At 44.4% G+C, this 25,319-nt stretch carries 19 protein-coding genes; 16 read left to right on the forward strand and 3 right to left on the reverse strand.

Annotated features, from left to right (window positions below):
• The first annotated feature begins 25 nt into the window (after positions 1-25).
• The 5 genes from CEF13_RS05865 (at position 26) to CEF13_RS05885 (ending at position 11,815) form a co-directional block, all read left to right on the forward strand.
• On the forward strand, positions 26-1,258 hold the full coding sequence (locus CEF13_RS05865; protein ID WP_102709852.1) for an MFS transporter: 1,233 nt from the start codon (positions 26-28) through the stop codon (positions 1,256-1,258).
• A 143-nt stretch (positions 1,259-1,401) separates the two neighbouring features.
• Positions 1,402-2,751: a DUF2087 domain-containing protein gene (locus CEF13_RS05870; RefSeq protein ID WP_102709853.1), complete on the forward strand. Its 1,350-nt coding sequence runs from the start codon at positions 1,402-1,404 to the stop codon at positions 2,749-2,751.
• 45 nt (positions 2,752-2,796) lie between these two features.
• Complete coding sequence (locus CEF13_RS05875) at positions 2,797-4,062, forward strand: MFS transporter (RefSeq protein WP_102709854.1); 1,266 nt, start codon at positions 2,797-2,799, stop codon at positions 4,060-4,062.
• Between the two features lie 284 nt (positions 4,063-4,346).
• On the forward strand, positions 4,347-5,327 hold the full coding sequence (locus tag CEF13_RS05880) for an S-layer homology domain-containing protein (RefSeq protein WP_166742991.1): 981 nt from the start codon (positions 4,347-4,349) through the stop codon (positions 5,325-5,327).
• 197 nt (positions 5,328-5,524) lie between these two features.
• On the forward strand, positions 5,525-11,815 hold the full coding sequence (locus CEF13_RS05885; protein WP_146022680.1) for an Athe_2463 domain-containing protein: 6,291 nt from the start codon (positions 5,525-5,527) through the stop codon (positions 11,813-11,815).
• Between the two features lie 332 nt (positions 11,816-12,147).
• Here the strand turns inward: CEF13_RS05885 and CEF13_RS05890 are convergent, their stop codons facing one another.
• Entirely contained in the window at positions 12,148-13,308 is a 1,161-nt protein-coding gene (locus tag CEF13_RS05890) for an ROK family protein (RefSeq protein ID WP_102709857.1), read from the reverse strand.
• Positions 13,309-13,540: 232 nt separating this feature from the next.
• On the opposite strand from CEF13_RS05890, the gene xylA reads away from it, so the two are divergent.
• From xylA to CEF13_RS05905, 3 genes are all read left to right on the forward strand, one after another.
• Entirely contained in the window at positions 13,541-14,854 is a 1,314-nt protein-coding gene (gene xylA, locus CEF13_RS05895; RefSeq protein ID WP_102709858.1) for a xylose isomerase, read from the forward strand.
• Positions 14,855-14,874: 20 nt separating this feature from the next.
• On the forward strand, positions 14,875-16,371 hold the full coding sequence (gene xylB, locus CEF13_RS05900) for a xylulokinase (RefSeq protein WP_102709859.1): 1,497 nt from the start codon (positions 14,875-14,877) through the stop codon (positions 16,369-16,371).
• 159 nt (positions 16,372-16,530) lie between these two features.
• Positions 16,531-16,941: a hypothetical protein gene (locus CEF13_RS05905; protein WP_102709860.1), complete on the forward strand. Its 411-nt coding sequence runs from the start codon at positions 16,531-16,533 to the stop codon at positions 16,939-16,941.
• A gap of 50 nt (positions 16,942-16,991) precedes the next feature.
• Here CEF13_RS05905 and CEF13_RS05910 read toward each other — a convergent pair whose 3' ends face one another.
• Entirely contained in the window at positions 16,992-18,248 is a 1,257-nt protein-coding gene (locus CEF13_RS05910; protein ID WP_102709861.1) for a BaiN/RdsA family NAD(P)/FAD-dependent oxidoreductase, read from the reverse strand.
• Positions 18,249-18,309: 61 nt separating this feature from the next.
• On the opposite strand from CEF13_RS05910, the gene CEF13_RS05915 reads away from it, so the two are divergent.
• The 8 genes from CEF13_RS05915 (at position 18,310) to CEF13_RS05950 (ending at position 24,019) form a co-directional block, all read left to right on the forward strand.
• Positions 18,310-19,146 (forward strand): alpha/beta hydrolase, encoded by an 837-nt coding sequence (locus CEF13_RS05915; RefSeq protein WP_102709862.1) that lies wholly within the window; start codon positions 18,310-18,312, stop codon positions 19,144-19,146.
• 128 nt (positions 19,147-19,274) lie between these two features.
• Complete coding sequence (locus CEF13_RS05920; protein ID WP_146022681.1) at positions 19,275-20,933, forward strand: ATP-binding protein; 1,659 nt, start codon at positions 19,275-19,277, stop codon at positions 20,931-20,933.
• Between the two features lie 158 nt (positions 20,934-21,091).
• Positions 21,092-21,238, forward strand: a complete 147-nt coding sequence (locus CEF13_RS29135) for a hypothetical protein (RefSeq protein ID WP_243864946.1) — start codon at positions 21,092-21,094, stop codon at positions 21,236-21,238.
• A gap of 15 nt (positions 21,239-21,253) precedes the next feature.
• Complete coding sequence (locus CEF13_RS05930; protein WP_102709863.1) at positions 21,254-21,655, forward strand: DUF3905 domain-containing protein; 402 nt, start codon at positions 21,254-21,256, stop codon at positions 21,653-21,655.
• Between the two features lie 78 nt (positions 21,656-21,733).
• A complete protein-coding gene (locus tag CEF13_RS05935; protein ID WP_102709864.1) occupies positions 21,734-22,168 on the forward strand; it encodes a BrxA/BrxB family bacilliredoxin in 435 nt (144 codons plus the stop codon).
• Between the two features lie 14 nt (positions 22,169-22,182).
• The gene (gene nadE / locus CEF13_RS05940) at positions 22,183-22,992 is read left to right on the forward strand and encodes an ammonia-dependent NAD(+) synthetase (RefSeq protein WP_102709865.1); all 810 of its coding nucleotides are present in this window, start codon (positions 22,183-22,185) and stop codon (positions 22,990-22,992) included.
• A 171-nt stretch (positions 22,993-23,163) separates the two neighbouring features.
• Positions 23,164-23,619, forward strand: a complete 456-nt coding sequence (locus tag CEF13_RS05945; RefSeq protein ID WP_102709866.1) for an NUDIX domain-containing protein — start codon at positions 23,164-23,166, stop codon at positions 23,617-23,619.
• Between the two features lies 1 nt (position 23,620).
• On the forward strand, positions 23,621-24,019 hold the full coding sequence (locus CEF13_RS05950; RefSeq protein ID WP_424992002.1) for a ribosomal maturation YjgA family protein: 399 nt from the start codon (positions 23,621-23,623) through the stop codon (positions 24,017-24,019).
• A gap of 70 nt (positions 24,020-24,089) precedes the next feature.
• Here CEF13_RS05950 and CEF13_RS05955 read toward each other — a convergent pair whose 3' ends face one another.
• Positions 24,090-25,238 carry an SGNH/GDSL hydrolase family protein gene (locus CEF13_RS05955; protein ID WP_244917049.1) on the reverse strand — a complete coding sequence of 383 codons (1,149 nt, stop codon included), beginning with the start codon at positions 25,236-25,238 and terminating at the stop codon, positions 24,090-24,092.
• Positions 25,239-25,319: the final 81 nt, after the last annotated feature.

The raw sequence follows: 25,319 nt of genomic DNA on the forward strand, positions 1-25,319 counted from the left end.
ATAAAGAAAGGCAGGTCCTTTAATTATGTCAGCACAACAATCAGCCGCCAGCACGAGAGCTGACGCCATAAAGCACGCAACCGTCTATGCGATATTAATTGCGATTAGCTCCGTACATTTAATGAATGATATGATGCAATCGGTCGTATCCGCATTGTTTCCGGTTCTTAAAGATTCGCTTCAATTGAGCCTCAGCCAGATTGGTTGGATCGCTTTCACTTTGAATATGACCTCTTCGGTTATGCAGCCTGTCGTAGGGCTTATTTCCGACAAGAGGCCGGCTCCTTGGATGCTGCCGTTTGGAATGCTATCGAGTATGGCAGGGATGGTTGGACTTGCTTTTGCCCCTAACTTTTATCTGCTGCTGTTAGCTGTAGTATTTGTAGGTCTTGGCTCCGCGGTGTTCCATCCCGAAGGCTCTCGTGTCGTTCATCTTGCTGCGGGCAATCGCCGCGCCTTCTCGCAATCCATTTATCAAGTAGGCGGCAATTTCGGACAAATGCTTGGACCGATAATGACGATGGTTATCTTTATCCCGCTCGGCCAAAAGGGGGCCATCTGGGGAACGCTGCTTGCGGCTGCCGCGATCATTATTTTATTGAAGGTCGTGCCGTGGTATAAGAAGCATCTCGCTATACATAACGGAAATGCACAGAAGAAGCGGGCGGCTGGCAAAGGCCATATCGGGCTCTCCCCGAGGATTATTGCTTTCGCGCTCGGAATTTTGTTTGCGATCGTGTTTGCTCGTTCTTGGTATGCTGCGGCTATCGGCAACTTTTATCAGTTTTATGTGGAGGAAACATACGGCTTAACTATCAAGCAAGCACAAATTCCATTATTTTTATTTATGGCTGCTGGCGTTGCAGGAACCTTCTTTGGAGGAATACTGGCAGACCGGATTGGCCGCAAAAAAATGATGTTATTCTCGATACTTGGAGCTGCTCCCTTTGCAATTGTGCTGCCGCATTTGCCGCTTGCTTGGGTTTATCCTTTAATCGTATTACTCGGCTTCATTCTGCAATCGGGGTTTTCCGTGAGCGTTGTATACGCACAGGAGCTCATGCCTGGAAAGGTGGGCACCGCATCGGGTCTCATTACCGGTCTTGCATTCGGTATGGGCGGGCTAGGTGCTGTAGTGCTCGGTTATTTGGCAGATTCACATACGCTTAGCTTTGTTATGACTGCCTGCAGTATTTTGCCGCTTATTGGCTTGCTTGCATTCCTTCTCCCGAAGGATAGGAGAGAAACGGCATTATAGATAGGGTTAATAAGAGAACAGCTGCTCTAAGGAAATTTCTTAGGTGGCTGTTTTTATTTTTTTCGAAAAGCATTGATTAAAAACAAACGTAATTATATAATGTCTATAAAATAAACAAACGTATCTAAGGGGTGTTTGGTTTAGTGGATTTAAACGAACGATTCTGGTCCTCTTCAATTGAGGAATTAAAGCTGGGCTATGTATATGATGCAGTGGATGATGCCTACCATTGTTTGACCTGCGGGGAGCGCTTCGAGGATGGGGAGATATTCCGTCATGAGGATACCGGCCGCTTGTACGAGGCACGAAAGTATGCGGCACTTCATGTACAACATACGCATGGCTCTATGCTGGCTTATTTGCTCGAGCTCGATAAGAAGCTTACCGGACTTACTGACCTGCAGAAGGAGCTGATTCGCGGGTTCGCTGAAAATGTATCGGATACAGAATTGATGAACCGTACAGGTGCAGGCAGCGCATCCACCATCCGTAATCATCGGTTTGTTCTGAAGGAGAAAGCAAAGCAAGCGAAGCTGGTGCTCACTATTATGGAATTGATGGAGCAAGATTCGGTTGCTGCTCCGCAATTTGCACCTATACTTCGAACAGCAACACAGGTTGATGCGCGCTATGTCATCACTGAAAACGAGTATGCGGATCTGATTAAGCAATATTTGCCGAATGGGCCGGATGGTCCGCTCGCTTCATACCCGCGCAAGGAGAAACGTAAACTCGCAGTGCTGCGGCATATTGCGTCTTACTTTAAAAACGGCATTCGTTATGAAGAAAAAGAAGTAAATGAGCTGCTTAGCCAATTCTGGGCAGAGGATTATGTGCTGCTGCGCCGCAACTTGATTGACTATGGTTATTTGGACCGTAATGAAGATGGCCATGCTTATTGGGTTAAGGGGCTGGAAACAGAGCAAGTCAGAATAGACAAAGGAAAGGATGTAATGAGTGTGAAAAAGGAAGTACAAAATAATAAGAACGATAAATCCGCTAAGCAGGGGATTCAAGAGCGCGAGGCTCAGGAGCAGCAAAATGATAAGAAAGAGGTTCAGAAAATAGATAAGGCAAAGAGAAAGCAATTAACGGCGGAATATCAGGAACGTGAACGTTCAATGGGTGTTTTTCAAATTAAAAATAATGTGAATGGTCGTATTTATATAGGCGGTTCTACTAATTTGGATGCGCTTTGGGGGAAGGAACAATTTGTGCTTAGTATGGATGGCCATACGAATAAGGAATTGCAGAAGGAATGGAAGCAATTTGGTAGTGAAAATTTTTCGTATCTCGTTCTCGAGACCGTTAAAACGGACCAAAAGATCCGATATGATTATAAAGACGTGCTGGACGCCGAAGGACGTCAGCCGGTCGATATGGTTCATCAATACAATCGGGAAGTTGCGAGCTTAAAGGAACAGTGGCTGAGTAAGCTTCAGCCATATGGAGAGAAGGGCTATCATTCCCCTGCGGAAGAGGGAAAGAGATAATCTTCTGTGTGAAGAGGAATTAATACTGAAGGAGTGTTGATTTGAATGTCTGCAAATGCTGTACAAAGTGCGGGAGAAAGCTTGTTCCGCAACAAATTTTTTCAAACGATTCTGTTTTCTAACGTTTTACTGCAAATTGGGATTTGGGTGCGTAACTTTGCAATTCTGATGTATGTTACGGACAAGACGAATGCGGATCCGTTTTCTATTAGTTTAATGGGATTCGTTGAATTTCTGCCGATTTTTGTTTTCTCATTCATTGGGGGAACATTCGCAGATCGGTGGAAGCCGCGCCTAACTATGATTTGGTGTGATTTTTTATCGGCCATATCGGTGTTTATCGTCTTAATTACATTAATGTATGGATCATGGCATATGGTCTATTTTGCAACGTTTGTTTCTGCGATTTTGTCGCAGTTCTCGCAGCCTTCGGCGATGAAGCTGTTCAAGCAGCATATTCCCGCTGAGCAGCTGCAGTCTGCAATGGCGATGTTCCAATCGCTAATTGCGATTTTTATGGTGCTTGGACCGTCTTTAGGCGTTATTTCGTATCAAAAGTTTGGTATTGAGATTTCGATCGGCGTTATGGGCGTAGCCTTTCTGTTGTCTGCCGTTGTTCTTTTCCGCATTCCAGCAGACCGTCAGGTAGAACGTACAAACGTTGTGATCAAAGGACAATTCAAAAAAGATCTTACCGATGGATTTAAGTATGTATGGCGCAGCCCAGTGCTCAAAAAACTAGGAGGAACATTCGCGCTTGCCGGTACGGCAGTCGGGATTGCTCAGACGCTAGGTATATTTATTGTATTGGAAAGGCTGAATCAGCCAAAGGAATTTTTGCAATATATACTGATGGTGAACGGAGTAGCAATGCTGGTAGGCGGTGGAGCGGTGATGGTCATTGCCAAAAAAGTACCGCCGCAAAAACTGCTTGCGCTTGGTATCCTGCTTAGCTCCATATGTATGGTTGGTATCGGCTTATCGACAAGTATTCCTATAACGCTCGTGCTGCAGTTTATTAGCGGACTTGGATTTCCATTAATTCAAATCGGTATTAGCACGATGATCCTGCAATGGTCTGATGAGAATTATATTGGACGGGTTAACGGCGTACTTAGTCCAATGTTTGTGGGAATGATGGTTATTATGACGCTCGTAGCCGGACAATTAAAACGAGTAATTCCACTGGTTGGCATTTACTGTGTTGCCGGAGGCATAATGTTCTTGGGTATGCTGATGTTGGTACCTCTGTTTAAGCTAAAGCCAGTTGAGAAGCCGCAAGAAAAGACGCTCGAAGGGGCGCAAGCCTAACATTCTGGTGGATATTGACAGAATAGCCTATGTGAAGTAACATTTGTTTAATTGATGCGAAGTATAGCGAAGCACGCTTATACCCTCTAACGAGGGGAGAGGCGTGCTTTTTTTCGTTGTTTTGTCGAATAAACGCGTTTAGTGATATGGAAATAATGAGAAAAGAAGGAAAAAGAGTTAGGGAGATGAATTAGTATGAAGTTCCAGTAGAAGTGTGCGACAAATTGGGACAGCAATGTCGAATCATGATGCCTGCCAAAAACAAAAAGGGGAGTGTATTTTTAATGAACAAAACGATGAAAACCATTATGGCTATAACCATTACATTTAGTTTAATAGCATCAACTCAAGCAGCAGCAGCGGCTGCTGCATTCTCAGATACAAAAACACACTGGGCCAAAGTGGAAATTGATACGGCTGTGAACCAAGGCTGGATCAACGGCTACGATGCCAAAACCTTTAAACCAAACGCTAATATGACTCGTGCTGAATTTTTGAAGTCGCTCGTATCTGCTTTGAAATTGAAAGTAGAAGATACGGATACACCGTTTGTGGATGATACGGGTTGGTTTCGATCCTATATTGCTATTGGATTGAAGCAGTCGATTATTAAAGTTGAAGATTACACAGAAGACATGTTTGAGCCCAATCGAATGATTACGCGTGAAGAGATCGCTCGTATGGCGATACGTGCGCTAGGTAAGGATGCGGAAGGCGTAAAGTCTGGATACTTAGCTGTGGCTAAAAAGCTTGAAATCATGCAGGGCTATCCAGATGGTTCAATGGGCGGCGAGAAAAACGCTACTCGTGCAGAGGCTGTTGTGATGGTGAGCAATACGTTGGCGGCGAAGAATGGCAAGCCTGTGGCGTATCCGAAGACGAAGGAAGAGTTGAATACGTTGATTCAGAGCTTGCCTAGTTTTAAGGGGAGTACGAGTTATGCTAGGAAACAAGCATTGCTTATAAATTTAAAGGGAACTGATGTCTTTTCAGATAATACAGTAACAATAGAATATGTAGAAGATTATAAACGTATCTCCCTTAATACGTATGATTCGTCAGAAGAAGTTCGTGCTTTAGTTAAGGACATTTTAAAATTTTATTATCCAAAATCATTTGAGAAAGCATATAACAATTATATTAAAATAGATGAGTTAAAATCTACTGACTCTGGAAGTAATCTCGAAACTAATTACGATGGTAGAGTTTTTATAGTATATAAAGGTAGTGATAATACAGGAGTATCTATTAAGATAGGAGCGTAATTTAATTGAAGAAATATAAAAAGAGTTTTTTTTTATATCTGTTATCTTTATTACTCTTTGTAGCATCAATACCGATCTCCGCCTATGCAGCAACAAATTGTTCAACTCCTACTAAATACAGTGACTTAGCTCAAGAGTATATAGATTATTATAGTATTCCTTTAAAAAACTCAAAGGGGGCTTTAAACGAAAAGTTTTTGCTAAATCAATCAAACATTGGATCTAATGTTATTGTTTACGGTTGTCCAGCAGATATAGATAAGTCTCAACAAGATTTTAAAAAGGGTCAATATCGCTACCTTGGATGGGATTATGAAGGGAATTTATATCGTAACTGGATGTTTGAAAGTGATTCTAATTTAACAAAGAGTGTTGCTAAGAACTGGGTTAGAATGCCATGGGAGACAGCTATCGGAACATCAAGAGACATTAAGCAATCAAATTTATCTTTTCATCCTAACGCAGAAAAATGGCTAAAAGACATGATTGATCCCTACGGACATTCAAAAACATTCTTAGAAAGCTACAATAAACTTAAAGGTGCGAATTGGACAGCTGATACACTTTTGGACTACGCCATTATTCAACAAGCAAGAACTAAGTTTTCACCTGGCGTAGTACAAATGTGGAATATATGGCAGCCTGACGGATCTTGGTGGTATGAAGTTTTTACAATTCCACCTGAGGATTTGCCACCGCCGCCCACAAAACCTGATCTCATCATTACTGAGATCATAACAGACCCCATAACCGCAGCTGCAGCATCATGGGTGGGAGAAAATGTATCTGTAAAGATAACTTCAAAAAATCAAGGGAAGACAGATACTGGCCCCTTTACCGTAGGTATCGTTGGCACCAATATAAAGTCAGAGGTTATCTCAAACATTCCTCCCGGTCAGATTAAAACCGTAACAGTTAAGGTTACTTCAGCTGTCAGCGGAATAATCAAATATACCGCTATGACTGACATTGGTTTATCTGTGGCAGAATCGAACGAAGACAATAATACTAAACCTTTTCAAATTGTGTTTAGCAAGAAAAACGAACCCACCACGCCAATCGCAATTATAAGTCATTTAGATGGCGATCATCGAAACATGCCTGAAATCACGATTAAACCTTCAGTAGATCCTAAGCTTGATGATAAGCTTTCTTACTCACCAGGGAAAGAAGCAATAACCGTACAAGAATGGAAATACAAAACCCCTTCCGGATCGACCATTCAAAAGAAACCTACAGCCAAAGACTTCACTGTTGAAGGGAAATATATGGTTGAGCTGCGTGTCACCAATAGTGCGAAGAAGGTTTCAGAATGGGCGCAATTGACGATAAACGTTGCAGAGAAAGCTACGCCTAACCCAAGCGCTACTCCACCCCCATCACCTGAGCCAACTCCAACGCCAAAACCTGATTTAGATGCGAAGATTCAATTTAATCCTCCTGTGATCATTACTGGAGAAAAATCCAATCTTATTAATAACTCAAAAGGCGTATCAAGCTATACGTGGAATTTTTCAGATAATTTAAAGCGAGTGTTACCAAACCAATTTGATTATGAGTATCCCAGCTATACCTATAATGAGCCCGGCAATTATAAAGCGGAGCTTACGGTTATGGATGGCGAAGGAGGAACCAAAAAAGATACAGCGATTTTACAAGTAATTGATCCTAAGCCTGTAGCAGTTGTTTCGGGGATAACACGTGTTATACAAGGCAGAGCTCTAGAATATCCGCATCATTTATTAAATTCATACACGCCGCTAGCTGATAGGGGGCAGAAGATAGATTTTAGTAAATCCGAAACGCGTTATAAAAAAGTCGGTGATGCATCCTATACGAATAATTGGTTTACAGCTGCGCCATCTGCATTAGGAAAGTACAGTATAGAAGGAAAAGTATACGATACAACAGGTAGAGTCAGCGAATGGGATGCATTAATTATGGAAGTGGTACCTGATTTGCCTCCTGTTGTAGAGGTAATTGCTCCTGATGAGTCATATCGCAGCAATGATTTTATGCTTTACATAGATGCAGAAAGTCCGGATGGCGACACTCTGAAGCATCTCCTTCTTGAGGAGCGCTATGATCATAATGGGAATGGGAATTTCGAAGAGAAAGCCTGGACCACTCTATATAATGGGAAATTCAAAAATACTCATGCTGTTAATTATAACAAGGTAGGCAAAAGACAATACCGCGCAACTGTAACTGAGGATTACGGTATGGCAGGTCATTCGGGCATTGCAGCTACAGATATATTAAACTATGCGCCCGAAGTTAATTTTAACGTATTTGGGATAACGCAGCAGCCGGGGCAAGGCGAGGATAGCGCACCGCCAGTAACAACCTATACACCAGAATCTATATTCCGTTCTTGGTCTCTAAAAACGCCGTATAGCGGAGGGAACGCCGATAAGCAGGGCTGGCGAGTTGACGGCTCGAGTATCCTTACGAAAAAAACGGTAATGGCTAATTTTAATGTAGGCTACCCCAATTCAGGAAATGGTGCCAACGGACGATCTAAGTATGGAATGGGAGCGAATATTGCTAAAAAGCCGGTATGGAAATTAGCAGAAGGCCAGCTGATCACTCAAATATTTGCAGGAAATCGGATTTATTCTTATCAAATCATGTCTAATGATCGTACCGAAGGCAGTCCACAAACTTTTTATGAGCGCAATGCAGTAACGGGAACGGAAATAAGAAGATTCACTATTTCAGATTCAGCTAATTTAACTTTTTTGGGGATGGGGAATGACGAGAAGCTTTATTTTCTGGATCGTACAGCAGCAGCCAGTTCCAGCAATCTCGTTGCGATCGTTGTATTTGATAATAAAGGGAATAAAGTGGATCAGTTTTCCTTCCAGCACGGAAATGGTTTGAACTATTTGGATCTAAAAAATAATATGGTCCACTTTGAAATTAGTCCGGACGGCAAATCAATGTATTTGGCGATTATGCAAATGAACAGCTATGTGAACTTTAACAATTATACAGGTGAGCTGCGTTTTTATAAGTATGCTTTAGACAGTAAGCAGCTTCTTTGGGAGGTTCCTGGGGTAAGCACATCTATGGAGAGATTCTCAGATGTAAAAATGACATTCGCTAAAAATGGCGATGTATACGCAACGTACAGCCGCTATAGGGACAATGAAATGTTGATTAAGATAACTCCTCAAGGCGTTATAACACAGGTTCCACTAAATGATTCTGTACAGGTCTCTTATGTAACGTTATCCGATGATGAAACCGTGGCCTATGTTAATCAGGTACGAGTGCCGTTTAATGATACGAAAATTTCTTATCCATCTTTAACAGCATTTTCGACTAGTAACTTATCAGCCATTAATGGATACAGCATGGAAAGTCTCGAAAGCTTTGGTCCAGCGGGTATACGAGATTACGGTGGGTTGGTTAGCCCCGTAGTCCGGACGGATGGAACAGTAGTAACAAACAGCCGTGTTGTAGATGGTTATTACTATTCTTTTTCTAAATTTGGATCTCTTTTAAGTAAAACCACGAGATCCGCCATATCTCCTAACAGTGAGAAAATATTCACTCTTCCAAATGGTGATATTGTGTATCCTATCGTTGAGGCAATCATGGGATGGGGATCATATGACGTGGATGCTTCACTCATTCTGGATCGAACTCAGCAATTAATAGGAAGCACGGTGCGAACAGGAAATACGGGATGGGGAACCTCGTCTCCCATCCTGCCTAATGGAAATCTCTTTGTATTCCATGACAGTCAATACGTTATTCCATTCGTTACACCGGATGCTGGAGGGCTCAGACCAGTGGATAGCCAAACGATAGAAATATCCGATGATAACTGGGGCGGCCTGCTTTATGATGCCGGAAGCGCAATGAAGAATTATACATTCGAGTTTAATGCGAGCGTTAATGATTTAACCAATGACAAGCTTATCGGTGCAGGATTCCAAATTCAAAATGAAAAAAATATGTATGCGATGGAATGGAGCCAAAATGTTTTATCTTTATATCGAGTCGTAAACGGCGCTAAGTCGCTTTTACAATCAAAACCGTTAGTTCGAAATGCTTTTAACACTTACCCGATAAAAGTGGAGTCGGTTAATGGCATTCAACGTGTATATGTGAATCATTCTAAGTTAATAGAAATCGCTGACGGCACGTACTCGAAAGGATATGCTGGCATCATGTCACTCGGACAGCCTTCAGCGACGTTCTCAAATGTAAAGAAGACGAATTATGGCGATACATATACACAGGAAACTTATGAAACCGTATTGGTTAATGAACCTATGTATTACGATAAATTATTCAAAGATATCGAGAATGATCCAATGGGGATTCAGGAGTGGACCTACAGCCATAATCCTAATTTTTTTGAAAATCCAGAAGGGTTAAGCATCCATAATGGAAAAACCTATGGATCAACCATGAACGCGCTCGAAAAACCTGGCGTATACGAAATCACGTTTCGCGCTCAAGACAATCCAGGATTACCTGCGTATAACAAATGGTCAGAACCGGTGAAAAAGCTGCTCTATGTGCATCGTAGACCCATTGCACAACCAGATGTGCGATTTACGGGCAAGGTGTTTGCGGAAGGTGAAGCACTGGATTACGATACGTATGATACTTCTTACGATCCAGATATTGCTCATATCTTATCTGACAAAATGTTTCGAACACGCTGGGCAGATGAAAGTACTTGGACGATTGGGAAGAGAGAGTATTACAACCGTCCTGGTGTGGAGCTGATCGTGCAGGAGCAAGTGAGAGACATCCATGGCGCCTGGTCATATTGGGGGCAGCATATTGTTTATAAAGCGTCTTTGCCAGCAGTGAATCAGACCAAGCCTGTTATGACGATTACAGCTCCAGCGGGAACGACAGTCGCAGCACCTACTGTACTTATAAAAGAGCCGACAATTAAGTGGACCTACTACGATAAAGAGAATGATCCGCAAGAAGTCTATCGATTAATTTTTACGTATGTTGATACGAATGAGATAGCACTTTCTGTGGAACATGAAGGTGCTGCCGTCATGTATCCAATGCTAGAGGGAACAATTGTACCGGGACGCATCGTGAAAGTACAAGGACAAGTCAGTTCGACAGGAGTATGGTCCAATCTAAGCAATATAAGATATTTTGTGTTAGACTTACCGCCAAATACGTTCTTGTTATCCTATAACGGTCCGAATGGAGACCATCCGATCTATACCAATAGCAATCGTCCACAGCTGCGCGTGTTTACGGTTGATCCGGAGAACCATCCCATTACCGCAATAGATTACGAGGTTTTCCGAGCTTCTAATGGAGTCAAGGTTGTTGATACAGAATCGGCCATGGCAGCGACGAGCTACACCCCAGCGCCGCTTGCAGAGGGACTTCATTATTGGAAAGCGAGAGCCTTTGACAGCTACATATGGGGTCCGTACTCTTCCAATGGCTTCTTCTTCGTAGATACAGTAAAACCGGCGGATGTAAATGAGAAGCTAGAGATCGATCCGAATGCAGTAACGGTCAGATTTAATGCGTTTAGTGATACGGAGCCATCTTCGGGGCATGCAGCCCGAACGTTTTATATGCAGAAAGTGAATGCGAACGGCAGTGTTACGAACATTGATTTGAATGGTGACGGTATACCGGAGTACAGCATTCCACTAGCGCTTAATGCAAGGTCCTACAAGGTATCCGGATTAATTGCTGGCCAAGAATACCGAGTTACCGTGATCGACCATGATATAGCTGGCAATGAAGGTTATTATGCGTATATTCATTTTGTAACGAATCAACCGCCAGTCGCTGATTTTAATTGGTTACCAAAGCCGGCCTTTGAAGGTGATACCGTTACATTTCAATCTGCTGCGAGTGATCCTGATGGAGACACTTTATCACTTATGTATGAGTTGACGAGTCCATCAGGTACGAGGAAGAGCTATGAATACACGCTGAATGGACCTGTTTATCCAGCAGCGGGACCTGCGGTGAGAATGGCTGAGACAGGTACGTGGAGCATGCGGCTGACCGTTAGTGACGGTATTGCGCCGCCTGTCACAATCACAAAGCCTATCTCCGTTCAACCGCTTTACGTCAAGGGCTATGTGAAGCATACAGAGTTGTGGAATGAGCACCGCATAAACTACAATCTCAAAAAAACGGGTAATATGGATTCTCCGCGCGGCTACTCGGTTTTCTGGGCTGGTGAAAGGTTTGTACTGGAGGCTGATACAACCGTGACAGGTACGGCGGTGAAAGCAGATCGGGTAGAGGTTTCGATGGGCACCTACACGGTGTTGTTAGATGCAGTGAATACAGCACAAACGAGCTGGATGGGAGAATTATGGGATGCGGCGTTTGACCAATTACCAAAGGGGAAGCTTTTGTTTACGTTTACCGCTTATTATAACAATGGAACGGTAAAGGCTGCAGACGTTGAAGTGACAATTGATGGACAGACTCTGAACATAGTCGGTGTGCATCGCGTACAGTAGCTCTTTTATCCGTATGAACGGTGGAATTGTGCTAATTAGGCGAAGGTTGACCAGAATAGAGCTAGAAGCTAGCTCTATACCACAAATAATGGTTGGTTTTAATGAAATAGAGCTAGAAACTAGCTCTATTATCTGTAGGAACGGTGGAATTGTGCTAATTAGGCGAAGGTTGACCAGAATAGAGCTAAAAACTAGCTCTATTCCACAATTATTAGTTAGTTTTCATGAAATAGAGCTAGAAACTAGCTCTATTTCATGAATCTAAGATGGGATGGATCACTTCACTGGATGAATATAAGCAATACGATCTATCCTGCACTTGGATTGCTTATTTAGCTTTTAATTTTCAAGAAAAACTTGCTAATTGCATAATAAGCTGCGCCACGGACAGCGGATTGATCCTGAAGCTCCGCGAATAGTATTCGCAATTCTTCGCGGTGATAGGGCAGGGTCCGCTGGTCGATGGCTGCTTGAACGGAAGGCTGGAGCCATTCGGCTGCGCGACTCATACGGTTGCCGATAATGACGACGTTCGGATTGAACACATTAACAATATTTGCAATGCCAGCTCCCAAATAGTCTCCGATTGAAGCGAACAGCTCACGCACTTGCATATCTCCCGCCGAAGCGGCGACCAGCAGTTCTTCCAAGCTGTCGAAGCCGAGCAGCGCTGCTCGTTCCAGAAGCGCATTCTCCGAAGCGTAAAGCTCCCAACAGCCTCGATTGCCGCAGCTGCACGGCTTGCCGTCATACTCGATTGATAGATGGCCTAGCTCGCCTGAGAAGCCTGATGCGCCTTTGAAAAGCTCCTTGTTCAAAATAATTCCAGTTCCGATACCGATCCCAACGCTGACGTATATTTGGTTTGGAATGCCTCGGCCAGCGCCGTACTTCTGCTCACCCTGTGCGCCTGCATTCGCCTCATTGTCAATTGTGACTGGCACGTTGAAACGTTCCTCAAGCTGCTTTTGAAGGTCTACTTGACGCCACTTTAGGTTTGGCGCGAATAGAATGACGCCTTGCTCATCTACAATCCCCGGTACGCCTACGCCAATTCCGACGATGCCATAAGGGCTTTCAGGAGCTTTGCTGATGAGCATTTCAATACATTCGGATAGCTGTCCGATTGCGAATTCCGCATCATGCTTCTTTAATCCGCGCTGCTCCTCCGCAATAACATTGCCCTCTAAATCCACTAATAAACCGCGGATATAGTTAACGCCAAGATCAATCCCTACGGCATATCCAGCGGTACCGTTGAACAGCAGGATGACTGGTTTTCTGCCGCCGCTCGACTGACCTGGACCGCTTTCGATTACGAGATGACTGTCGATCAGGTCTTGAACAAGACTGGATACCGTCGCCTTGTTAAGTCCTGTCAGCTCCGAGATTTGTGCTCTGGAAAGAGGTGCATACTTGAGGACAGACTCCAGCACGATCGAAGTATTAATTTTTTTTATGAGCGCTAAGTCTCCTGTTGGTTTCGATTTCAAGAAAGAGAGCCTCCGTCCAAAATTTCTGTAACTAATATTGTATCACGAAATGTTGTATATACAGATGCCATGAATCACATACTCAGGATTGCTTTTTTAACTGGGAAAAGATTTATTACTAGTTTAACACAAAACTTAGTTTGTTTAATAGACAAACTAAGTTTGCCGTGTTATTCTTGTGGTGAGCGTTTTCAAAAAATATTGAAATCCATGAAGGAGGATTTAATTTACTATGAGTTATTTCAAAAATATTAACACAATCCAGTTTGAAGGCAAGGGCTCGGATAATCCGTTGGCATTCAAACATTATGATCCTAACCAAGTCATTCTAGGCAAAACAATGGAGGAGCACCTTCGCTTCGCAGTTGCCTACTGGCATACATTTAACGCTAACGGCACAGATCCTTTCGGTGCTGCTACAATGGTTCGCGGCTGGGATCAATATGACGGTCTAGACCGTTCGAAAGCTCGCGTTGAAGCTAACTTCGAATTTATGAATAAATTGAATATACCTTTCTACGCATTCCACGATGTGGATATCGCTCCAGAAGGCGCAACTTTGCAAGAAACGAACAAAAATCTTGACGTTATCGTTGCTATGTTGAAAGACAACATGAAATCTTCCGGCAAAAAACTGCTTTGGAACACAGTTAACATGTTCTCGAACCCGCGCTTTGTACATGGCGCTGGAACAACTTGTAACGCTGATGTATACGCATACGCTGGCGCACAATTGAAAAAAGGCTTAGAAGTTGGTAAAGAGCTTGGCGCGGAAAACTATGTATTCTGGGGCGGCCGTGAAGGTTATGAAACGCTTCTTAACACAGATATGGGCTTTGAGCTTGATAACCTTGCTCGCCTTTACGAAATGGCTATCGCTTATGCGAAAGAAATCGGCTTTGATGCTCAATTCCTGATCGAGCCGAAACCGAAAGAGCCTACTAAGCACCAATATGATTATGATGCAGCTACAACGATTGCATTCCTAAGAAAATACGGCTTGCAAGATAAATTCAAGCTTAATCTTGAAGCCAATCACGCGACGCTTGCAGGTCATACTTTCGAGCACGAAATCCGTACGGCTGCTATCAACGGCATGCTAGGATCGCTTGATGCGAACCAAGGCGATTTGCTTCTTGGCTGGGATACAGATGAATTCCCAACTGATCTTTACTCCACTACATTAACGATGTTTGAAGTATTGAAAGCTGGCGGCATCGGCCGCGGCGGCGTTAACTTTGATGCTAAAGTACGTCGTGCATCTTTCGAAGCTGAAGATCTATTCCTAGCTCATATTGCTGGTATGGACAGCTTCGCTTGGGGTCTTAAAGCGGCTGCTAAGTTGACTGAAGAGAAAATTTTGGACAACATCGTTGATAATCGTTACCGCAGCTTCAAAGAAGGCATTGGCGCGGAAATCGTGTCCGGCAAAGCGACGCTTGCTTCGCTTGAGCAATATGCGCTTCAAAACAAAGAAATCAAAAACGAATCAGGCCGTCAAGAGCGTATCCGCTTAATTCTAAGCGAAGTTATTTTCAGCGTTTAAGTCGGGAGGACCTCTGACAAATGAGCTATGTTATTGGCGTAGATTTAGGTACAAGCGCAGTAAAAGTGCTGCTTGTTGACCGTGAAGGAACGGTAGCTGCAGAAGCATCTCGCAGCTACCCGCTGTTCCACGAGCATTCAGGCTGGAGTGAGCAAAGATCTGATGATTGGGTAGACGCAACAATTGAAGCACTGCACGAGCTTACAGCTGAATCTGGCATTGCTTCTGACACGATTGAAGGCATTAGCTTCTCCGGACAAATGCACGGACTTGTGCTGCTCGATGGCGAAGGAAACCCGGTCCGCAACGCTATACTATGGAATGACACACGCACAACAGAGCAATGTCGTGAAATAGAACGGACGCTTGGCGACAAGCTGCTCACTGTTACCCGCAACCCTGCTTTGGAAGGCTTCACCCTTCCTAAGATTTTATGGGTGCGTAAGCATGAGCCGGAAACGTTTGCGAAAGCCAAGCTATTCCTTCTTCCAAAGGATTATCTCCGCTACCGTCTAACAGGCGAGCTGCACATGGATTACTCCGATGCTGCTGGCACGCTGCTGCTCGATGTAGCAGGCAAAGAATGGAGCAGCGAAGTGCTCGAAGCTTTCGGTCTTCCAGCCAGCTTCTGTCCGCCGCTTGTGGAATCGCATGAGCTTGTAGGCACTCTATTGCCTCAGCTTGCAGAGCGTTCGGGGCTGACTGCGAATACGAAGGTATTCGCAGGTGGAGCCGATAATGCTTGCGGCGCGATCGGCTCGGGCATATTGTCCGAAGGCTTGACGCTTTGCAGCATCGGCACGTCCGGTGTCATTCTATCCTATGAGAATGATAAGGATAAGGATTTCGCCGGCAAGGTTCATTTCTTTAACCATGGTAAAGAAAATTCCTTCTACGCAATGGGTGTTACGCTTGCAGCAGGCTACAGCCTTAGCTGGTTCAAGAAAACATTTGCGCCAAATGAATCTTTTGACGAGCTTCTGAACGGCGTAGGGGATATCAAGCCGGGAGCAAGCGGACTAATATTTACGCCATACCTCGTTGGCGAACGTACACCACATGCAGATCCTAATATTCGCGCAAGCTTTATTGGCGTGGACGGATCTCATGAGCGTATACATTTTGCACGTGCGGTTATGGAAGGCATCACCTTCTCGCTGAATGAGTCGGTAGATATGTTCCGCCAAGCTGGCAAAACAGTCGATACTGTTATTTCGATTGGCGGAGGCGCGCAAAATCCGGTCTGGCTGCAAATGCAGGCTGATATTTTTGGAGCTAAGGTCGTAGCGCTTGAGAATGAGCAAGGTCCAGGCCTAGGTGCAGCTATGCTTGCAGCTTATGGATCAGGCTGGTTTGACAGCTTGGAGTCCTGCGCACATAAATTCGTTAAGCATGCAGACTCGTATTCACCGCAGCCTGAGGCGGTTGCTGCGTATGAGGGCATTTTCAAAGTGTATCAACAGGTGTATGAACAAACTCGCAGCATGAATGAGGCACTCGTTCCTTATCGTGCATAAATAGATCAATTGAAAACTGTCATCCTTGCATAAGGATGACAGTTTTTTGCTTTTACAGTACCGCTCATGATTAGAAGCAGCAGCTGTATTTGAAATTTTTTATGATGATTTTCGGCAAAAGTGGCATGCTATAGAAAAAGCATGAGAGGATGATTGGATTTGTCTTATAATTCCGCGCTATTATTTGATTTCAATGATGCCGAGAGCGCAGCGCTTGCTTGTGAGACGCTGAAGGAACTTGGGTATGACACCGTGCTTCATGACGGGAGCCGCATGCATGTGCATTTGGAAGGAAGTGACCTGACATCTGCACTTGAAATCGCGCAATCTCATGGGGGGCAGCTTGTCGAGCAAGCTCAGATTGATTCGGAGACAATAACAGATAGCGCCTACTCTTTGGATGTTATCCCCATACCCGCTCATATCGTAAATGAGGATTGGTCAAGTGAATTTGCAGAGTCGGAGCAGCCTGAGGGACTGCATAATCGTGATGACGATTTCGTTTACAACGATGACATTTTTGCTGGACCGGAAACAATCGATTACTTATCTGCTGATGTAAAGATATAGAATAAACAAGAGGCTGCGCCTAAGTGTAAACTTAAGTGGCAGCCTCTCGTTTATTTAAGTACAGCGTTAGTTCCAGCTGTATATCCGGTTGAGAAAGCAGCGGTTATATTATATCCGCCAGTGTAGCCGTGAATATCGAGAATCTCTCCGCAGAAGTACAAGCCTCCCATCAGCTTCGATTCCATCGTCTTCGGATTAATTTCTTTTAAATTAATGCCACCGCCTGTTACGAACGCGTCCTCAATAGACAAGGTGCCATACACTCTAATAGGAAAATGCTTAATCAGCTTGGATAAGCCTAACCAATCCTGCTTTGGAATATGATCATAGGTTAGCGTATCAGGGAGTCTGGCTTTTTGAAGAAGGATCGGTATCATTTTCTCTGGCAAACATGCCTTAAGCACATTTTTGATTACTTTCTTTGATTCCTGCTCGGCGAGCTTTAATGTCTGGCTATAGCACTCGTCCTGAGTCAGATCAGGCATAAGATCAACCGCTACCTCAATGTTGCCTGTCCCATACTGCTTTAATGCTTTCACAACAAATTGGCTGCATCTTAATGCAATAGGACCGGATAGACCGAAGTGGGTAAAGATCATATCGCCTCGGTGATCGATCAGTTTCTTCCCCTTAGGATTCCAGACAGAGAGTGTAACGTCTCTCAAAGATAAACCCTGCAGCTCTTTGCTCGTAATAAACGGCTCATTCGATGTTAAGGGAACCTCAGTCGGAAAGAGCTCTGTTATGGAATGACCGGCTTTCTCCGCCCACGCATAGCCATCACCGGTTGAGCCCGTTTGCGGTACGGATTTGCCACCGGATGCTACGATGACGCTCTTGCTGTAAATCGTCTCGCCTGATTTTAAACGAACACCGGTCACATTTCCGTTTCCATACATGATATGATCAACAGGAGCATTCAAATTAATTTTAACCCCTTGTTTGACGATCTGATTAATGAGCGTGTCGACTACCGTTTTTGCTTTATCCGAAACGGGGAACATTCGGCCATTATCTTCTTCTTTAAGGGCTATTCCTAAATTCTCGAAGAAGGAAATAATGTCCTTGTTATTGAAATTAGAAAAGGTGCTGTGCAGAAAGCGACCATTGCCGGGAATATGCTTGATCAGCTCATCCAAATCTTTATTATTGGTCACATTGCATCGGCCTCCGCCGGAGATGCCCAGCTTTCGTCCCAATTTATTTCCCTTGTCGAGCAAGAGTACGCTAGCGCCCTGCTTGCTTGCGGCTATACTGGCCATTAATCCAGCTGATCCTCCGCCAATTACTATTGCATCATATTGCATTCTTTCCACCTGCTATTTTATTAGTAATATTATAATAACACAAAAGAAAGGTGGCAGTCTTATGGAGCGCTTAGAATGGCAATTAGCAGGCGTACAGGAAACAAATTTGTTCGTTCGAGAATGGATGCCGGAAGAGGAGAAAGCCAAAGCTGTAGTTTGCCTTGTTCATGGGATGGGAGAGCATGGAGACCGCTATAGCCACGTCGCGACTCATCTGACAGCTGCTGGCTTCGCTGTTATTGCGCTTGATCAGCATGGACATGGACGCTCCCCAGGCAAGCGCGGCCACCTTTTGTCTCTCAGCGCTGCAATAAACGATGTCGCCTTATTAATAGAGGAATCGAGAAGAAAGTATGCTGGTATTCCTATTTTTCTATATGGACACAGCATGGGCGGTAATGTAGCGATAAACTGTGCGCTGCGACTTAAGCCGCCTATTGCAGGTCTCGTTCTTACGAGCCCGTGGCTGAGGCTCGCTTTTAAGCCGCATCCAGCAGTAGAATGGTTTGGCCGAAGGCTGGCAGGCATCGTTCCTACGCTGCAGCAATCGACGGGATTGCTTCCGGGCGATTTATTTCGTCCCGGTTATTTTGAGGCCGCGCCTATTGTTGGTGACCCTCTATGCCATACAAGGATAACGCTTCATACCTTTAGTGAAATAAGCAACGGCGGCGAGTGGGCTCTTGCTCATGCGGATACGCTGCACGTACCGATGCTGCTTATGCACGGCTCTGCAGATCGCATTACTTCTTTCGAAGCGAGTGCAAGATTAGCCGAAATGCTTGGCAAGAAGTGTGATTGGATATGCAGGGAGGGCGGCATGCATGAGCTTCATAATGATCTGGAGGCTGAGCAAAGTATAAAGGAAATAATAATATGGTTGGAAAGGCAATTGTAAAAAAAGGTAGTTTATGTTTTAATCGGAGTAACGGAGTATGGGAATGATAGTATCACTCCTACATATTACAAATAATGTAAAATATGCTACTTAGCAATCGGAATGCGATTAGGGGGAACTGATCGTCCGTGTTAAAGGATCTGCTATTGCAATTCATAGTATCTTTGCTACCGGTCTTCGCCTTCCAAATATGGAATAATAAAGAGCTCAATTGGAAGAGAATGCCCGTTTTTCTGGGTGTTTTTTGCGGAGCTTCCATGTTGCTGTGCATGCTCACAGAGCCGAATTTCCTTGGGTGTCAATTGGACTTTCATTTGATTCCTTATATGATAGGCTCTTTATATGGGGGATGGCCTGCGTTAGCGTTATTAACGCTTATCTGTGTCATCGTACAATACCCAACGCTGGACAATTTTCAAGAACTAGCCAGCTTTATTTTGTTCACTGCAGGTTTTGTCATGCTTATGTCCATTTCTTATCGGCCGTTTCATCAATTGAGCGCTCTTCGCAAAGAGCGTAACGGGCTTTTGTTGATGTCAGTATTGATGCTGTATTTGGTTATTACGCTAACCGGTTCTGTCATGGAATGGACGTTTGATTTGGTTCTCGAAGTCGTACTCACCGTTTCAGCAACATTGTTAGCAACCTGGCTATCTATATTTATTATTGAAAGTGTGAAAGAAAAGCAATTGCTCCATGAAGAAGTAACTCGCTTATCAGTGAATTATCGAAATGAGGTCGAGAAGCTTCAGCAGTTTATAGATGTGACATCATTTGCAGTCATTGTTGTTGACTGTGAAGGCCGAATAACGCACTATAACGAAATGGCATTAAAGCTTCTACATATACGTATAGAGCTTACGGAATCTGGAAATCTGCTAGGTACATACTATTCTAAAGCGTTTCAACCAGGTCAAGGCGATTTATTTGTTAATATGATTAGTCAAGCTTTGAATGGCACTAGAGCCACGTTAGTACCATTTGTAAGCGGTGACAAAATGCTGTTAAAAACAACCTTCTCTCTTCGTAGCCTCCTCAATAATGAAGCAGAAGGTGCGGCTCTCATGGTGCAGGACGTCACAGAGCTGAGCCAATTGAGGAATGAAGTGGGTCGAATGGAGAGGCTTAGCCTTGTGGGGCAGATGGCGGCCAGCATCACACATGAGATACGTAATCCACTAGCAGTCATACGCGGCTTTGTCCAGCTCATTCAGGAGCGAAGCCCAGCTAGTCAGCGTGAATATTTCCAAATTGTTATGGAAGAGCTTGATCGAGCGAATATGATCATAAGCGATTTTTTATCTCTTGCTCAGAACAGAGCGTTAACGATGGAGCTCTCCTCCTTGAACGACATTTTGAACGAGCTGCTGCCTCTATTGAATGCTGATGCTAATTTGCGCGGGCAAACCATTGATACGAGCTTATGTGAAGACATGCCGCTTATTATGCTGAATGATCGAGAGATTAAGCAGATGTTCCTTAATATTGCACGTAATGGAATGGAAGCGATGGATGATCATGGCGTCTTGCAAATTAGTACGCATTACTGGAATGATAGAATTGAGCTGCGGATAGCAGACAATGGGGAAGGCATCGCTCAGGATAAAATGGTGCATCTATTTGAACCGTTTTTTACTACGAAGACGCGGGGAACCGGACTTGGACTGCCGCTTTGCTTAAGCATAGTGGAGCGTCATAACGGAAAAATTGATGTAAACTCCATAGAAGGCGAGGGAACGACCTTCATTGTTACCTTCTATTTGCAGCAGGAGGAAAAGGCAGTTTAACAAAATAATTTCAAGCAAAGGGCGATCCTTCACGGATAGCCCTTTGTTATTGTGAGCATGAGAACATAAAGAAAATCGTCTTGGAGCATACTACATTGGGCGCATACGAAATAAGAAATTAGTTTATTTCAATTGTAAATAGGAAGGAGGCGTATGTTTTGACACAATATGATGAGGAAAAGGGACGTTCGGCTGAGCAAGCACAGCAAGCTTCAAGAAATGCTGATGCGGCGCAAAAAGGAAAAAAGCCTGAATCCGACGGCTTTGACAAAAAGCTTGACGGACCCAACCGTCCGTCTACATAGCACGGGGGTGATTGTTTGACCAAACAGGACAAAGAGCAGCTTGAGAAGCAAGTTTACATTAATCCAGACCTCGATCCGTATGAAATTGAATTTTTACCACAATTTCTTGATGGCCGTGGAAAACGTGAGCCGTTCATTAACGAATACGGCGTTGTTATTGGCGACCATGATTATGAATCCCCAGACTCTCCACTATCACAGTGGAGCGTCGATACAGACCCTGCTGTCATGGCAGGAGATCAGTGGGTTCATCCGTTCAAAGATATCGGATTTCAGACAGCTGAGAATAGGGATATTTTTGAACGAGGGATCGTACCGCAATCCGGTATATTTATGCATCCAGACAAAAATTCGGCCTATAAAGCAGGAAAGCCTGATGCTGCAAACAAATTTATTGAAAAAGAGCAACCGGAGTGAACACGCTCCGGTTGCTTTATTTTGATTACGGACGGTATAATAGTAGCTAAACTAAAGTAATTAAAGGAGTGTGTTTCGATGTCGATGTCATTCGAACGATACATGTTAGATATGGTTCAGCCTATGCGTGATGATCTTACTCGCATTGGTATTCAGGAGCTTCGCACGCCTGAGGAAGTAGAAGAAAGCTTGCCGAACGCAAAGGGTACGGCACTAGTTGTTATTAACTCCGTTTGCGGATGTGCTGCAGGCCAATGCCGCCCAGGAGTTGCTGAGGCGCTCCAGCATGATATTACACCTGATCATTTATACACTGTTTTTGCTGGACAGGATAAAGAAGCGACAGCGAAAGCGCGCGAATATTTCGCTCCATACCCGCCTTCTTCCCCTTCCATCGCGCTGATGAAGGACGGAGAGCTCGTATACTTTATTGAGCGCCACCAAATCGAAAACCGCTCTGCAGCGGACATTTCAGCTGATTTGTCTGATGCTTTCGATCGGTTTTGCCGCTAATAAAGGACTTTGTTATGAGCCTACAACAAGAAATTATTGAACGGCTTGGCGTGAAGCCGACGATTGACCCCGATACAGAAATTCGCAAGCGGGTAGATTTCTTAAAGCAATATATTAAGCAATCGGGTACAACGGGGCTGCTTATTGCAATTAGCGGCGGCATCGATAGTGCGGTAGCAGCCGGACTTTGCAAGCGTGCAACGGATGAGCTCAGTGCTGAGACAGGCCGCGAATATATGACCCTTGGCGTGTTCCAGCCGTATGGCGAACAGTCTGACATTGCGGACAGCTACGCAGTAGCGGAAGCATTTGATCTGAAGCACCGCGCCGAGACGAATATTTCTGAAGCCGTGGATGAAATTGCGCTAGAGGTTGAGCATAGTTTTAAATCATTAGGTATGCCGCGTCATTTGAGCCGCGGCGGCAAAGGCAATGTAAAGGCAAGAACGCGTATGGTAATGCAATATGCGCTCGCATTTGACCTTAACCTGCTTGTTGTGGGCACAGATCATGCTTCTGAATCGATTACTGGCTTTTATACGAAGTGGGGCGACGGTGCGGTGGATCTTACTCCGCTCAGCACGCTTAATAAGCGTCAGGTTCGCCAGCTAGCCTCACATATCGGCGTTCCGCAGAGCGTGCTCGACAAAGCGCCTACTGCCGGTCTATGGGATGGCCAAACCGATGAGAATGAGCTTGGCATCACCTATGGTGATAATAGCGACTATCTCGAAGGCAAGACGATTAACGATGAAGCACGAGAGAAGCTGGAAAAACAATATTTGAAAACCGAACACAAGCGCTCCTTGATCCCAGGAATTTAATGCTGGTGGGAGGAGTTAATTGGGACTGTCCTGTTAGACCGAGCAATCGGCATCGGATAGTCCCTTTATTTTGTGGTCAGTTGGTGAGCGATTACTATATTAAGAAGATTAAAGATGGAGTTCTCATCATAGAGCAGATCTATGCTAGTTTAATATAAAGGGGCGATAAATGTGAAACCAATCAGAAACTCTGCGAAAGCAGTCATCATAGCGGATAATCATATTCTTTTGACGAAAAATTTAGATTCAGACGGCTATTTTTATTTATATCCCGGCGGCGGTCAAGAGAAAGGCGAGGAGCTTAAGGACGCGGTCATTCGGGAATGTTTAGAGGAAACAGGCTGCCAAGTAAGCGTAAAGGATTTACTGTTTATTCGAGAGTATATTGGTCAAAATCATGAATTTGCAAAATGGGACAGCGACATTCATCAAGTGGAATTTTATTTCGAATGTGTTATGGAAACGCAGAACGCTTCCTTCGCCGGCGATAATCCTGATGCAGACCAAGTAGGTGTGGAATGGATTGCACTTAATCAGTTGGATGAGATTCGAGTTTACCCAAAAGGGCTTACCAAGCACATGCAAAATAACTTGAAAAAGCCGTGTTATATAGGAGACTCGAATTAGTTTGAAAAAGACAATCCCGTACTTAATCGCAGTATTCGTCGTTATGCTGCTAGGGCTAGGCTCAAGAGCCTTTGCTGACTCCTTGCCCGTGTTCGTAGCGAACCATTTCGGCGATGCGCTTTGGGCCGCTATGATATATTTAGGCGTACGCACTATATGGGTACATATGAGCCTTATGAGGGCAGTACTTATAAGTGCTATTTTTTGTTATGGAATCGAGTTCAGCCAGCTTTATCAAGCCGATTGGATCAATAGCATTCGAAGGACACTGCTCGGCTCATTAATACTCGGGAGCAGTTATGTGACTATAGATTTGGTAAGATACACTGTCGGAATAGGCATAGCTTTCCTGATCGATAGATATTGTAGCGGAAAGCAGCAGAAAACTACTAGGAAATAAAAATTGCTGAGAGGGCTGCGCTGGATAATCCAAGCAGCCCTCAGTCTTATGAAACGGCTCATTGCCATCGTTACCGCGAATACCAATTCAAAAAAGCATCTGCTACTGCTGTTCCAGCTAGACCATTCGGATGCGGATCCATTTCGGAGCTCATATATTTCGGTCTGATTTGCCTGTCATTAGGCACGGCTTCGCCCAGCACTTCAGCAATATCGAAAATGCCGGAAACGCCGGAAACGCCGCTTGGCTCGCCAGAACGAATCCACTCGTTGACTGTCCGCCATGCTGTTTCCATTTCATCGGAAAAATTAAACGGGGGCAGCGTGCAAAGCCAAATGACTATAGCAGGCTTATTGTTTTTCAATTGCTCGATTATTGAAGTTAAATCAGCAATCAGCTGCTTAGAGCTGCGGTTTCCGGTTCCAATATCGTTCACACCTAAACAAATAACGACCTCATCGCCTTGCGCGGCTTTGGACAGCCAAGCGCTGTCTTCCACCAAATCATAAGCCCTTCCCCAACCGCTGCCAATATTCCATGTACCGATGTCTGGTCCTAATCCAGCTGCGATCTTGGCGGCCCAGAATGTATATCCGTCCTGCTCCGTACGTACCCCTTGTGTAATGGAATCTCCTAGAAAAACGATTGTTTTTGAAACCTCTTTCTTGTAAGCAAGCAAAGCAGGCAGAATCTGTTTATTTCCTGAAGGGACAAAGCTTTCGGCGCTTTGCTGTTCAGCGAGATTGCCTTCCGATTCATATGTAGTCGCTAGCGGTGTTTCAGTGTTGAAAGGAATGCCATTCTCTAAACCCTCCACCGTAATTGTCCACGAGAACGCGACAAAGTGATTGTGTGGAATTTGAACAGCAGCTGTATCGCTCCAAAACCTTTCGCCAGGCAAAACGTCCTTGAAGCGAGAGGCATCAAACGTAAGGGGACAAGAGCTTCCTTCTACTACGCTGCCATCAGGCTGTTCTCCGCCATCTGCCACAAAGCAGGATTCAATACGCCAGTTTCCACCGAAGTCATTGGCTTTGGACTCCATGCCATCTGACCAAGTAGAATCCACGACGTTGCTGTGCCACAGCCTCAGATGAAGCTGACCAAACTCGCGCGGTTTGAAATAGGAGCGATAGGTAATCGTGCTCTTTTTTTCTGTTCTAAGCATATAATTAGTCGCGGTTGAAAGCGTCGTGACCGAGGTATATCCGATTTGCAAAGCATCCAGCTCCTCAATAAAAAATGTTTCTCTCAAAATATCATTTTTTAAAAAAATTGGCTATAGCTGCGTTTCGAGAAT

It is taken from the genome of Paenibacillus castaneae (genome assembly GCF_002884445.1).
Classification (GTDB): domain Bacteria; phylum Bacillota; class Bacilli; order Paenibacillales; family Paenibacillaceae; genus Pristimantibacillus; species Pristimantibacillus castaneae.

What these genes read in the sequence shown, in the direction of transcription:
- CEF13_RS05865 (WP_102709852.1), top strand. Translation starts at nt 26, where the DNA reads ATGTCAGCACAACAATCAGCCGCCAGCACGAGAGCTGACGCCATAAAG.
- CEF13_RS05875 (WP_102709854.1), top strand. Translation starts at nt 2,797, where the DNA reads ATGTCTGCAAATGCTGTACAAAGTGCGGGAGAAAGCTTGTTCCGCAAC.
- CEF13_RS05880 (WP_166742991.1), top strand. Translation starts at nt 4,347, where the DNA reads ATGAACAAAACGATGAAAACCATTATGGCTATAACCATTACATTTAGT.
- xylA (WP_102709858.1), top strand. Translation starts at nt 13,541, where the DNA reads ATGAGTTATTTCAAAAATATTAACACAATCCAGTTTGAAGGCAAGGGC.
- xylB (WP_102709859.1), top strand. Translation starts at nt 14,875, where the DNA reads ATGAGCTATGTTATTGGCGTAGATTTAGGTACAAGCGCAGTAAAAGTG.
- CEF13_RS05910 (WP_102709861.1), bottom strand. Translation starts at nt 18,248, where the DNA reads ATGCAATATGATGCAATAGTAATTGGCGGAGGATCAGCTGGATTAATG.
- CEF13_RS05915 (WP_102709862.1), top strand. Translation starts at nt 18,310, where the DNA reads ATGGAGCGCTTAGAATGGCAATTAGCAGGCGTACAGGAAACAAATTTG.
- CEF13_RS05935 (WP_102709864.1), top strand. Translation starts at nt 21,734, where the DNA reads ATGTCGATGTCATTCGAACGATACATGTTAGATATGGTTCAGCCTATG.
- nadE (WP_102709865.1), top strand. Translation starts at nt 22,183, where the DNA reads ATGAGCCTACAACAAGAAATTATTGAACGGCTTGGCGTGAAGCCGACG.